Here is a 12,594-nt window from a genome sequence, read left to right as displayed (position 1 = left end):
ACGCCATCAGATATTTGTTGGCATTATCCCTGCTTCGCCTGTTGCAGCATTAACCGCCGTAAATCTCGCCACTCAGCCTCATCCATACTGTCTGCCGCCAGCCACAAATGCTGACGTTTCCCGGTATCTGAACGCAAACGCAGCATCATGCCTGTTTTGACCATCCAGGGCGCGCTAACGATAGTCCACTCCTGCCCTTGCCAGCGCAGACGGCCGTCCATCAACAGCCTAATCTCGCCCTGACAGGCATTAATTCTACGTTGGCTGCGTACGCTGTCGAACACCACCAGAGAGAGCAGAACCATCCATAATGGGGTGTAGCTCAAAGGCCAGGGCATCAATAAAATAAATACCGCGACCAGCCCATGAACGAGCAACGAAAGCCACTGCGCGCGCCATGAAACGCGTAAATCAGATTGCCACTGGACCACGTTCCCGATTCCGTGTCTGGATAAGTCGCACCATCTGCTCCAACTGAGCATCAGCTGGTTTCCCATGATTCATCAACCAGTTAAATAAATCTGGATCGTCACATTCTAGCAGACGGATAAAGATACGTTTTTCTTCGTCACTTAAGCTGTCATATTCATGTTCGAAAAACGGCATGATAGAGATGTCCAGCTCGCGCATACCGCGGCGGCATGCCCAATGAATACGTGCTTTATTGTTAATATCCATGTTCTTCTTCCTGTCTCGCGAAAACGAAGTATCCGGCTATTGTAACGTGTTTTTCACGCGCTTTTGCGGGAATATCAGCTAATGGAAGCACGTTCGCTAAATAAAACCGCATTAAGTCAAAGGATTCATCATTTTTGGATGTCTCCTCGCAAAGCTTACTATATGGCACAAATAGCCTGTTTAAACCGCTTGCAATGGGCCATAGCTCTTTTACCATTAGTCATTATCACTGCGTTAAGCAAATCAGGACATTATTATGGCTTTTACATCTTTTCCTCCTCGCCAGCCTTTTGCGTCAACGCGTTTACCTCTGACGCTAATGACGCTCGATGACTGGGCGCTCGCCACCATTACCGGTGTCGACAGTGAGAAGTATATTCAGGGTCAGGTCACGGCTGATGTCAGCCAGATGACCGAGCATCAGCACGTGCTGGCAGCCCATTGTGATGCCAAAGGTAAAATGTGGAGCAATCTGCGCCTGTTCCGTAACAGTGACGGTTTTGCATGGCTTGAACGCCGCAGCTTGCGCGATGCACAGCTTACAGAACTGAAAAAATATGCGGTCTTCTCAAAGGTAGTGATTGCGCCGGACGACGAGCGTGTTCTGTTGGGCGTAGCGGGATTCCAGGCACGAGCGGCGCTGGCCAATCTCTTTAGCGAATTACCGAACAGCGAAAAACAGGTTATTACCGAAGATACTTCCACAATACTGTGGTTCGAACACCCTGCCGAGCGTTTCCTGCTGATTGTTGATGTTGCAACGGCGGAAAGCCTGGTTGAGAAACTGCGCGGCGAAGCGGAGTTAAATAACAGTCAACAGTGGCTGGCGCTGGATATCGAAGCGGGTATTCCGGTCATTGATACTGCCAACAGCGGACAGTTTATTCCCCAGGCGACCAATATGCAGGCTCTGGGCGGGATCAGCTTCAAAAAAGGCTGCTATACCGGCCAGGAAATGGTGGCGCGCGCCAAATTCCGCGGCGCCAACAAACGCGCCATGTGGACTCTGGCAGGTACGGCCAGCCGGGTGCCGGAAGCTGGCGAAGATCTGGAACTGAAAATGGGTGAGAACTGGCGTCGTACTGGTACCGTACTCGCCGCAGTACAGCTCGCTGATGGCCAGATACTGGTGCAGGTCGTGATGAATAACGACATGGAAGCCGACAGCGTGTTCCGCGTTCGCGATGACGCAAAAACGCTGCATATTGTGCCGCTGCCGTATTCGCTGGAAGAGTAAAAGCTTAACGCCGGATGGCGCTACGCTTATCCGGCCTACAGGCACATTTTGTAGGCCGGATAAGGCGTTAGCCGCCATCCGAAATCAAGGGTTACGCCTGTCCAACATACAAATAAATCGCCAGGAAGTGGCAAACGCTGCCGCCCAGTACAAAGCCGTGCCAGATCGCGTGGTTATATGGAATGCGCTTACAGACATAGAAAATAACGCCCAGCGAATACACCACACCACCAACGGCCAGCAACGTCACGCCTCCCGCCGCCAGTTTAACCGCCAATTGATACACCACAATCAGCGATAGCCAGCCCATTGTCAGGTAAGTCACCAGCGACAGAACCTTAAAGCGGTGTGCAATGGTCAGTTTGAATAAAATACCGAGCAGCGCCAGGCTCCAGATAACAATCATCAGTCCACGTGCCAGCGGCGAATCAAGCCCCACCAGCAGAAATGGCGTATAGGTCCCGGCAATCAGCAGATAAATCGCGCAGTGGTCGAATTTTTTCAGCCAGACTTTCGCTCGCTGATGGGGGATCGCGTGATACAAAGTTGAGGCGAGGAACAGCAGGATCATGCTACCGCCGTACAGGCTATAACTGGTAATCGCCATAGCGCTGGCGTTGGTATCCACTGCCTGAACCAGTAACAACACCAGCCCGACAATCCCAAACACCAGCCCGATACCGTGACTGATGCTGTTGGCTATTTCCTCTGCCAGCGAATATCCCTGCGCGATTAATGGTTTCTGAACCATAGCTTACTCCCGAGAAACGAACACTTTCGTTATTGCCCCTCTAGCGTAACTGAGAATGGTTCCAGTGAACACCTGTTAGCCGTAATATTTATCTTAAAATAAATAGTTCATAAAAATCATATAATTAATTTTAATCTTTCAGCTAACAAGTGTACGCATTAAATCAAACACATTTAAAATCAATCACATAAAATTGCGTTTGATCCGGGTAAATTTCGGCAATCACACGTTTCAGTTCTTCAAGCGACATGTTTTCCTGCTGAGCATGTTTTTCAGTCAGCGTATCCAGCGTGACGGTTGAGGTGCCAACAACTTCAATCGTGCAGAAGTATCCCTCATCTTCAAAGCGTCCAACCCGTAGAATGTCACCGGTTTTGAAGTGTGATTCGGACTCGTCACGAATAGTGATGGTTTTGCGTCCGGCCAGTATGTCATCCTGGAAACGCTGAAAAAAAGTGATGTCATTTGGCTGCATGTTATTATTCCCTGTAGATGAAGTCTGATGAGTGAGTTTTGCTATTGTGAGTATGTTCTCCCACGCTGCCATCGCCAGTCTCAACAATCTTGAGATGCTGGTCTACAACTATGTCATCAAAAATCGTGACAAAGTCATGTACATGACCATTCGCGAACTGGCCGATGCCGTGGGCGTTTCCACTACCACCGTACTGCGCTTTTGCCGCAAGCTTAAGTGTGAAGGTTACTCAGAATTTCGCGTACGCTTCAAATTATATTTAGAGCAGAATGAACCGCAACAGGCTAATTTCGGCGCCAGCGAAATTATCAGCTTTTTTAAAAGCGTCAATAACGACGAATTCGATAAACTGCTCGATCAGGCTGTTGATATTATATTATCTTCCGAACGTATTATATTTGTTGGCGCAGGAACGTCAGGAGCGCTTGCGAAATACGGCGCGCGTTTTTTCTCCAACGTTGGAAAATTCAGTAATCATATTGACGACCCTTATTTTCCGGTAACCAATGATATGGCCAGAAACGCGCTGGCAATCGTGCTTTCCGTCTCCGGCGAAACAGAAGAGATCCTGCGTTTTGCCAGCCAGTTCAGCTTGCACCACTGTAAAGTGTTGTCTGTAACCAGTCATGAACAGTCACGTCTGGCGAAACTCGCCGACTTTAATCTCTCCTGGCACGTTCCACAAACACGCATTGCCGGGGTATACGATATAACCACGCAAATCCCCGTTATTTATATTCTGGAATCGCTTGGCCGCAAACTGGCGAAAAGAATAGCGTAAAAAAACAATCTGTTTTTTTGATGTAACAAATCACATTAATGCTATTTTGTTATATCGTGACATTTAGGTTTCCTTTGTTAGACTCAAAATCAGATTGTATTAATTTGAGACTGAGCGCAGATGAAAAAACTTACCTTAGCAAAAGATTTTTTATGGGGCGGCGCGGTTGCGGCGCACCAGGTCGAAGGTGGCTGGAACAAAGGTGGCAAAGGCCCCAGCATTTGCGACGTACTGACCGGTGGGGCACACGGCGTTCCACGAGAAATCACTCAGGAAGTCGTGCCCGGTAAATACTACCCCAACCACGAAGCCGTCGATTTTTACGGTCATTACAAAGAAGACATTAAGCTGTTTGCCGAAATGGGCTTCAAATGTTTCCGTACCTCCATCGCATGGACCCGTATCTTCCCCAATGGGGACGAAACCCAGCCGAACGAAGAAGGTCTGAAGTTCTATGACGACATGTTCGATGAATTACTGAAATACAACATCGAACCGGTCATCACCCTTTCCCACTTCGAAATGCCGCTACATTTGGTTCAACAGTATGGGAGTTGGACCAATCGCAAAGTTGTTGATTTCTTTGTTCGATTTGCTGAAGTCGTCTTTGAGCGTTACAAACACAAAGTCAAATACTGGATGACCTTCAACGAGATCAATAACCAACGTAACTGGCGCGCACCGTTGTTTGGCTATTGCTGCTCCGGTGTGGTGTATACCGAGCATGAAAACCCGGAAGAGACCATGTACCAGGTGCTGCATCACCAGTTCGTGGCCAGCGCGCTCGCAGTGAAAGCCGCACGCCGCATCAACCCGGAAATGAAAGTGGGCTGCATGCTGGCTATGGTGCCGCTCTATCCATTCTCCTGTAAGCCCGAAGATGTCATGTTCGCCCAGGAGTCAATGCGTGAACGCTACGTCTTTACTGACGTCCAGCTGCGCGGCTACTACCCAAGCTATGTGTTGAACGAGTGGGAACGTCGCGAATTTAACATCAGGATGGAAGACGGCGACGAGCAAATCCTGCGTGAAGGCACCTGCGACTATCTCGGATTTAGCTACTACATGACCAACGCGGTGAAAGCGGAAGGCGGTAGCGGTGATGCCATTTCCGGTTTTGAAGGTAGCGTGCCGAACCCGCACGTCAAAGCCTCCGACTGGGGCTGGCAGATTGACCCGGTTGGCCTGCGCTATGCTTTATGTGAGCTGTACGAGCGCTATCAGAAGCCGCTGTTTATCGTTGAAAACGGGTTTGGCGCCTACGATAAAGTGGAAACAGATGGCAGCATCAATGATGACTACCGCATCGATTATCTGCGCGCCCACATCGAAGAGATGATGAAGGCGGTCACCTATGATGGCGTAGATCTGATGGGCTACACGCCGTGGGGCTGCATCGACTGCGTTTCGTTCACCACCGGTCAGTACAGCAAGCGCTACGGCTTCATCTACGTGAATAAGCACGATGACGGCACTGGGGATATGTCGCGTTCACGCAAGAAGAGTTTTGAGTGGTATAAAGCGGTGATCGCCAGCAACGGCGAGAATCTGTGATTTTTCGCCGGATGGCGGCGTAAACGCCTTATCCAGCCTACAGGTATGATCCCGTAGGCTGGATAAGCGCAGCGCTATCCGGCCATTAAATCTCTACTTCCCGCCGGCCAGCTCCAGAAAACTGCCCGTGACGTAAGATGCCTTCTCGCTCAGTAGCCAGCAAATCGCCTGCGCGACTTCTTCCGGCTGCCCACCACGCTGCATAGGCAACATGGATTTCACGCGATCAACCCTTCCCGGCTCTCCACCCGACGCATGCATTTCAGTGTAGATCAGGCCTGGACGTACGCAGTTTACGCGGATCCCCTGCGCCGCCACCTCCAGTGCCAGGCCGGTGGTGAGCGTGTCCACCGCACCTTTTGAAGCGGCATAATCAACATATTCGAATGGCGCGCCGAGCCGTGATGCCGCCGAAGAGACATTCACAATCGCCCCACCCTGACCGCCGCGCTTAAACGACATGCGCTTTACCGCTTCCCGACAGCACAGAAAATAGCCGGTAACATTGGTCGCCAGTACGCGGTTAATTCGCTCTGCAGTTAAGTTTTCCACCGTGGTCTGTTCAAATAAAATCCCGGCATTATTGACCAGCGCAGTCAGCGGTTCCCCTTCACGGTCGATCGATTCAAACATCGCCAGCACCTGACTTTCATCACTGATATCCGCACGCAGCGCAAATGCCTTACCACCTGCCGCGACGATGTTGTTCACCACCTCGGTTGCCGCACGAATATTGTGATGAAAATTAACGGCGACCGTGTAACCCTCCAGTGCCAGTTGCAGCGCGGTTGCTCGCCCAATACCGCGACTGCCGCCAGTAACAAGTGCGATTCCCATAGAGACCTCCAGATATGAAAAAGCCGGGAGGCGGCTTCGCCTTACCCGGCCTGGAAATTGTTTAACTACGCGGAAAAGTTACTGATATTCGCTCATCGGCACGCAGGAACAGAACAGGTTACGGTCGCCGTAAACGTCATCAAGACGCTTCACGGTAGGCCAGTATTTGTTCGCCACGCCTGCCGGGAAGACTGCGATTTCGCGGCTATAACCGTGGTTCCACTCGCTCACCAGCTCATTCTGGGTGTGCGGCGAGTTAACCAACGGGTTATCTTCCAGCGACCACTCACCGGCTTTCACGCGCTCGATCTCAGCGCGGATTGCCAGCATCGCGTTAATAAAGCGATCCAGTTCCACTTTGCTTTCAGATTCGGTCGGTTCCACCATCAGCGTACCCGCTACCGGGAACGACATGGTTGGCGCATGGAAACCATAGTCGATCAGACGTTTGGCAATATCCAGTTCGCTGATGCCGGTCTCTTCTTTCAGTGGGCGAATGTCGAGAATACATTCATGCGCTACACGGCCATCGCGACCGGTATACAGCACCGGATAGGCATCTTTCAGACGGCTGGCAATGTAGTTAGCGTTAAGAATAGCGACCTGGCTTGCCTGCTTCAGACCTTCTGCGCCCATCATACGGATGTACATCCAGCTGATTGGCAGAATGGATGCGCTACCGAACGGTGCGGCAGACACCGCGCCCTGACGGGTAAGCATCCCTTCAATCTGTACCACGCTGTGGCCAGGCACAAACGGTGCCAGATGCGATTTAACGCCGATCGGTCCCATGCCCGGGCCGCCGCCGCCGTGCGGAATGCAGAAGGTTTTATGCAGGTTGAGGTGCGAAACGTCCGCGCCGATAAAGCCCGGCGTGGTGATTCCAACCTGGGCGTTCATGTTCGCGCCGTCGAGGTACACCTGGCCGCCGAACTGGTGCACAACTTCACACACTTCGCGGATCGTTTCTTCATATACGCCGTGGGTGGACGGATAGGTCACCATGATGCAAGAAAGGTTCGCAGCATGTTGTTCTGCTTTTGCCCGCAGATCGTCGAGGTCGATGTTGCCGTTCTTATCACAGGCGACTACCACCACCTGCATCCCCGCCATTTGTGCGGAAGCCGGGTTAGTACCGTGAGCAGAGGCCGGGATCAGGCAGATATCGCGATGGCCTTCGTTACGGCTTTCGTGATAATGACGAATCGCCAGCAGGCCAGCGTATTCGCCTTGTGCGCCGGAGTTCGGCTGCATGCAGACTGCGTCATAGCCGGTCAGTTTTACCAGCCACTCGGAAAGCTGACCGATCATCTGGTGATACCCTTCCGCCTGCTCTGGCGGGCAGAACGGATGCAGTTCAGCGAATTCCGGCCAGGTGATAGGAATCATCTCGGCGGCGGCGTTCAGCTTCATGGTGCAGGAACCCAGCGGGATCATCGCCTGATTCAGCGCCAGATCTTTACGCTCCAGCGAGTGCATGTAGCGCATCATCTCGGTTTCGCTGTGGTAGCGGTTAAACACCGGATGGCTGAGGATCGCGTCGTCACGCAGCATGCTGCTCTGAATGGAACGACTGTCGAGCGCCACGTCTTTATCCAGCGTGTCGATGCTCAGGCCGTGGCTGTCGCCCAGCAGAACATTGAACAACTGCACCACGTTTTCACGGGTGGTGGTTTCGTCGAGCGTAATACCTACCGCGTTATGAATATCGCTGCGCAGGTTGATCTCTGCCGCTTCCGCACGCGCCAGTACCGCAGCTTTATCGGCCACTTCAACACACAGCGTGTCGAAGTAGTGCGCATGACGCAGCTTTAAGCCTTTCTGTTGCAGACCAGCCGCTAGAATATCGGTCAGGCGGTGGATACGATTAGCGATGCGCTTCAGACCGACCGGACCATGATAAACGGCATACAGGCTGGCGATGTTAGCCAGCAGTACCTGTGAGGTACAAATGTTGGAGTTCGCTTTCTCACGACGGATATGCTGCTCGCGAGTCTGCATCGCCATGCGCAATGCAGTATTGCCCGCCGCATCTTTTGATACGCCGATAATACGGCCTGGCATGGAGCGTTTGAATTCGTCTTTGGCGGCAAAGAATGCCGCGTGTGGGCCACCGTAACCCATCGGTACGCCGAAGCGTTGCGCAGAGCCGAAAACGATATCCGCGCCCTGTTTGCCCGGTGCGGTCAGCAGAACCAGCGCCATAAAATCGGCAGCGACGCTGACCACAACTTTACGGGATTTCAGCTCAGCAATCAGTTTGCTGTAGTCGTGCACTTCACCAGTGGTACCAACCTGCTGCAACAGCACGCCGAACACATCCTGGTGATCCAGTGCTTTCTCAGCGTCATCCACAATGACGTCAAAACCAAAGGTTTCTGCACGAGTGCGAACCACATCCAGCGTTTGCGGATGAACATCAGCCGCCACAAAGAAACGGTTGGCGTTTTTCAGTTTGCTGACGCGTTTGGCCATCGCCATGGCTTCGGCCGCTGCGGTGGCTTCATCCAGCAGAGAGGCGGAGGCCATGTCCAGTCCCGTCAGGTCCAGCGTGACCTGTTGGAAGTTAAGCAGCGCTTCCAGACGGCCCTGAGAGACTTCCGGCTGATACGGCGTATACGCGGTGTACCAACCCGGATTTTCCAGCATGTTACGCAGGATAACCGGTGGCAACTGCACGGCGGTATAGCCCATGCCGATGTAGGACGTGAAGCGCTTGTTACGCCCGGCGATGGCTTTTAATTCGGCCAGCGCAGCGTATTCTGTCGCCGCCTCGCCTACCTGCGGCGGGGTTGCGAGCTGAATGTCTTTCGGCACAATCTGGCCGATCAGCGCGTTTAACGACTCGGCGCCAACCGCATTCAGCATCTCTTGCTGCTGCGCGGCGTCCGGTCCGATGTGGCGTTCAATGAAAGCGCCGCTGTTTTCAAGCTGGCTTAACGTCTGTGTCATGGGCGATGGTTCCTGAAACGTGCAGTGAATCGTGATTGTCTCTAACTCAATTGCCCGGTGGCGCTGACGCTTACCGGGCCTACGCGTGCGAAAACGAATACGCAAAATAATTCGCGTTGCAGTGAGTAGGCCGGATAAGCATTAGCGCCATCCGGCACAACATTATTCGTCTTCTAACAATGCTTCGTACGCAGTGGCATCCAGCAGCGATTCGATTTCGCTTTCATCGCTGGCTTTGATTTTGAAGATCCAGCCACCGGCATACGGTTCGCTGTTAACCAGTTCCGGGGAGTCGCTGAGCGCGTCGTTAACCGCAACAATCTCACCGCTTACCGGCGCATAAATATCAGAAGCCGCTTTTACGGATTCCGCAACGGCGCAGTCATCGCCCGCGCTGACGGTGGCACCAACTTCTGGCAGGTCGACGAAAACCATGTCACCCAACAGCTCCTGAGCATGTTCGGTGATACCAACGGTGTAAGAGCCGTCAGCTTCTTTGCGCAGCCATTCGTGTTCTTTGCTGTATTTCAGTTCTGCAGGTACGTTGCTCATCAATCAATCTCCAAAAAGGATGAATCACGCGACGGCTTTGCCGTTACGCACAAAAACAGGTTTAGTGACTTTTACTGGCATTTCGCGGTTACGGATCTGCACGATCGCTGTCTCACCGATACCCGCAGGGACACGCGCCAGCGCGATGCTGTAGCCCAGGGTTGGGGAGAATGTTCCGCTGGTGATAATGCCTTCATGTTGGTTACCGGAAGCGTCAGTGAAACGGACTGGCAGTTCATTACGCAGCACGCCCTTCTCGGTCATCACCAGTCCGACCAGCTGTTCATGGCCTTTGTCGCGCTGCATTTCCAGTGCTTCACGACCAATAAAGTCGCGGTCGGCAGGTTCCCACGCAATGGTCCAACCCATGTTGGCTTCCAGCGGAGAAATCCCTTCGTCCATCTCCTGACCATACAGGTTCATACCCGCTTCCAGACGCAGCGTGTCACGCGCGCCCAGACCGCAAGGTTTGACGCCTGCTTGTACCAGCGCACGCCAGAAATCAGCCGCTTTTTCATTCGGCATGGCGATTTCATAGCCTGCTTCGCCGGTATAACCGGTGGTTGCGATAAACAAATCACCCGCCTGAACGCCAAAGAACGGCTTCATACCTTCTACCGCATGGCGCTGTTCGTCAGTAAACAACGTGGCTGCTTTTTCCTGCGCGTTTGGCCCCTGCACCGCAATCAGCGACAGGTCGTCACGAACGGTGATGTCGATGGCGTAGGGTTCAGCATGTTGGGTAATCCAGGAGAGGTCTTTTTCGCGGGTGGCGGAGTTTACAACGAGGCGGAAGAAATCTTCAGTGAAGTAATAGACAATCAGGTCATCTATCACACCGCCCGATGCGTTAAGCATACCGGAGTAGAGGGCTTTACCCGTCTTCGTTAGCTTCGCAACGTCGTTTGCCAGCAGATAACGCAAGAACTCCCGGGTGCGGCTGCCGCGCAGGTCGACGATGGTCATATGCGACACATCAAACATACCGGCATCGGTGCGAACAGCATGGTGTTCATCGAGCTGAGAACCGTAATGCAGTGGCATCATCCAGCCATGGAAATCTACCATGCGCGCGCCACATAGCGTGTGTTGTTCGTACAAAGGAGTCTGTTGAGCCATCTTTTCCTCGTTGAATAAGCGGGGCTACCAACTCTTTCGCGGTGAAATTTTCGCCACGAAACCCAGCACCGCAGCCGCTCCAGGGGCTACGACGCAAACGTTCTCTTTGTCCTGAACTTACCACCGAAACAGACGCTAAACCATAAGGCAAAATTAGCCATCACATTAGCTTATGGCAAAAAATGGCCAGATCGACGACAGAATAAAAATCCACAAGTACGCAAATAAATCAGAACAACAAACAGCATAGAGAAGAAAAAATCAGCATCAAACCACATTAAATATGGAAAAAATGTCAAAAATGGCGTTATGAAAAAAACGTGATATTAAAAAAACTAATGCGAAAAAAGGTGTGGAATTAGATTATTTCAAATGAGAGAAGCATCCCGGCGCGAGGGCCGGGAGAGGAAAATGTGACGGGTCTCAAACTCTTAAGATTGTCCTTACGGACGCTAGCGTAGCCACTCGGGAAGATCGTTCAGCCCCATCGCCTGACGGATGAGCTGCGGTTTTACACCCGGAAGGGTATCGGCCAGTTTCAGACCAATATCACGCAGCAGTTTTTTCGCCGGATTCTCGCCGGCAAACAGTTCACGGAAGCCCTGCATACCGGCCAGCATCATTGCTGCGCTGTGCTTACGGCTGCGCTCATAACGACGCAAATAGAGATACTGGCCAATATCTTTGCCCTGACGTTGTAGCCGCTTAAGCTCATCGATAAGCTCTGCCGCATCCATAAAGCCGAGGTTAACCCCCTGGCCCGCCAACGGATGGATGGTATGCGCCGCATCCCCCACCAGCGCCAGACGATGGGCGGCGAACTGACGAGCATAGCGTCCCGTTAGCGGAAACGTCTGCCGTTCGCTTTCAACGTTGCACAGGCCCAGACGGTTATCAAAAGCGATATTCAGCGCCTGATTAAACTCATCAACGCTTGCCTGCTGCATGCGTTCGGCTTCCTGCGGAGAAAGTGACCAGACGATAGAGCACAGATGCGGGTCACTGAGCGGCAGGAATGCCAGGATACCCTCGCCGTGAAACGCCTGGCGCGCAACCGCGCCGTGAGCTTCCTGCGTACGGATCGTCGCCACCAGCGCATGATGACGGTAATCCCAGAAGGTGAGCGGAATGTCTGCTTTATTACGCAGCCAGGAGTTAGCGCCATCCGCGCCGATCACCAGGCGAGCCGTCAGCATTGTGCCCTCTTTCAGAGTCAGAAATGCCTCGTTCTCACCCCAGGCTACCTGCTGTATTTCAGCGGGCGCCAGCAGCGTAATATCCGGCGAACGCTGCGCCTTTTGCCATAACGCGTAATGGATCTCTGCGTTTTCGACGATGTGGCCCAAATGGCTGTAGCCCATGCTCTGGTCGTCAAATTCAATGCGCCCGAAGCTGTCTTTGTCCCAGACTTCCATACCGTGATAGCAGCACGCGCGACGGGCAACGATATCTGACCAGACGCCCAAACGAGTAAGCAGTTTTTCACTGGCGGCATTGATTGCCGACACGCGAAGCTGAGGAGGTGCATCCACCGCCAACGGCTGCGGAACATGTTGTTCTAACACCGCAACGCGTAACCCGCAGCCCTGCAAGCCGCAGGCAACCGCCAGTCCCACCATGCCGCCACCGACAATTGCTACATCAACACTTTGCACTGT

Annotated in this window: 12 protein-coding genes; 3 read left to right on the top strand and 9 right to left on the bottom strand. The window is 52.7% G+C overall.

Annotated elements, in window-relative coordinates:
• Positions 1–23: 23 nt before the first annotated feature.
• Both FDX09_RS15260 and sdhE read right to left on the bottom strand, forming a co-directional pair.
• Positions 24–431 carry a protein YgfX gene (locus FDX09_RS15260; protein WP_038633481.1) on the bottom strand — a complete coding sequence of 136 codons (408 nt, stop codon included), beginning with the start codon at positions 429–431 and terminating at the stop codon, positions 24–26.
• Positions 412–678, bottom strand: coding sequence for an FAD assembly factor SdhE (gene sdhE / locus FDX09_RS15255; protein ID WP_016154349.1), 267 nt, complete (start codon positions 676–678; stop codon positions 412–414). Before sdhE ends, FDX09_RS15260 begins: the two co-directional genes overlap by 20 nt.
• A gap of 256 nt (positions 679–934) precedes the next feature.
• On the opposite strand from sdhE, the gene ygfZ reads away from it, so the two are divergent.
• Positions 935–1,915 (top strand): tRNA-modifying protein YgfZ, encoded by a 981-nt coding sequence (gene ygfZ / locus FDX09_RS15245; protein WP_069324821.1) that lies wholly within the window; start codon positions 935–937, stop codon positions 1,913–1,915.
• A gap of 91 nt (positions 1,916–2,006) precedes the next feature.
• Here the strand turns inward: ygfZ and FDX09_RS15240 are convergent, their stop codons facing one another.
• Positions 2,007–2,666 (bottom strand): hemolysin III family protein, encoded by a 660-nt coding sequence (locus FDX09_RS15240; protein WP_038633489.1) that lies wholly within the window; start codon positions 2,664–2,666, stop codon positions 2,007–2,009.
• A gap of 163 nt (positions 2,667–2,829) precedes the next feature.
• Positions 2,830–3,141, bottom strand: coding sequence for a N(4)-acetylcytidine aminohydrolase (gene yqfB, locus FDX09_RS15235; protein ID WP_085048763.1), 312 nt, complete (start codon positions 3,139–3,141; stop codon positions 2,830–2,832).
• 52 nt (positions 3,142–3,193) lie between these two features.
• Here yqfB and FDX09_RS15230 point away from each other — a divergent pair, with 52 nt between their 5' ends.
• Both FDX09_RS15230 and bglA read left to right on the top strand, forming a co-directional pair.
• Positions 3,194–3,922: a MurR/RpiR family transcriptional regulator gene (locus FDX09_RS15230; protein ID WP_085048762.1), complete on the top strand. Its 729-nt coding sequence runs from the start codon at positions 3,194–3,196 to the stop codon at positions 3,920–3,922.
• Between the two features lie 120 nt (positions 3,923–4,042).
• Positions 4,043–5,476 (top strand): 6-phospho-beta-glucosidase BglA, encoded by a 1,434-nt coding sequence (bglA, locus tag FDX09_RS15225; protein ID WP_038633498.1) that lies wholly within the window; start codon positions 4,043–4,045, stop codon positions 5,474–5,476.
• Between the two features lie 93 nt (positions 5,477–5,569).
• Here bglA and FDX09_RS15220 read toward each other — a convergent pair whose 3' ends face one another.
• The 5 genes from FDX09_RS15220 to ubiI form a co-directional block, all read right to left on the bottom strand.
• Positions 5,570–6,313 (bottom strand): SDR family oxidoreductase, encoded by a 744-nt coding sequence (locus tag FDX09_RS15220; RefSeq protein WP_137347456.1) that lies wholly within the window; start codon positions 6,311–6,313, stop codon positions 5,570–5,572.
• Between the two features lie 78 nt (positions 6,314–6,391).
• A complete protein-coding gene (gene gcvP / locus FDX09_RS15215; RefSeq protein ID WP_137347455.1) occupies positions 6,392–9,265 on the bottom strand; it encodes an aminomethyl-transferring glycine dehydrogenase in 2,874 nt (957 codons plus the stop codon).
• 162 nt (positions 9,266–9,427) lie between these two features.
• Positions 9,428–9,817 (bottom strand): glycine cleavage system protein GcvH, encoded by a 390-nt coding sequence (gene gcvH, locus FDX09_RS15210; protein ID WP_006686886.1) that lies wholly within the window; start codon positions 9,815–9,817, stop codon positions 9,428–9,430.
• Between the two features lie 24 nt (positions 9,818–9,841).
• Positions 9,842–10,936 (bottom strand): glycine cleavage system aminomethyltransferase GcvT, encoded by a 1,095-nt coding sequence (gcvT, locus tag FDX09_RS15205; RefSeq protein WP_038633507.1) that lies wholly within the window; start codon positions 10,934–10,936, stop codon positions 9,842–9,844.
• A gap of 452 nt (positions 10,937–11,388) precedes the next feature.
• A complete protein-coding gene (gene ubiI, locus FDX09_RS15200) occupies positions 11,389–12,591 on the bottom strand; it encodes an FAD-dependent 2-octaprenylphenol hydroxylase (RefSeq protein ID WP_137347454.1) in 1,203 nt (400 codons plus the stop codon).
• Positions 12,592–12,594: the final 3 nt, after the last annotated feature.

This window comes from Citrobacter sp. wls717 (genome assembly GCF_005280955.1).
Taxonomy (GTDB): domain Bacteria; phylum Pseudomonadota; class Gammaproteobacteria; order Enterobacterales; family Enterobacteriaceae; genus Citrobacter; species Citrobacter werkmanii.
Note: the sequence above shows the minus strand (reverse complement) of the source record. Positions and strands in the feature narration are given on the sequence as shown.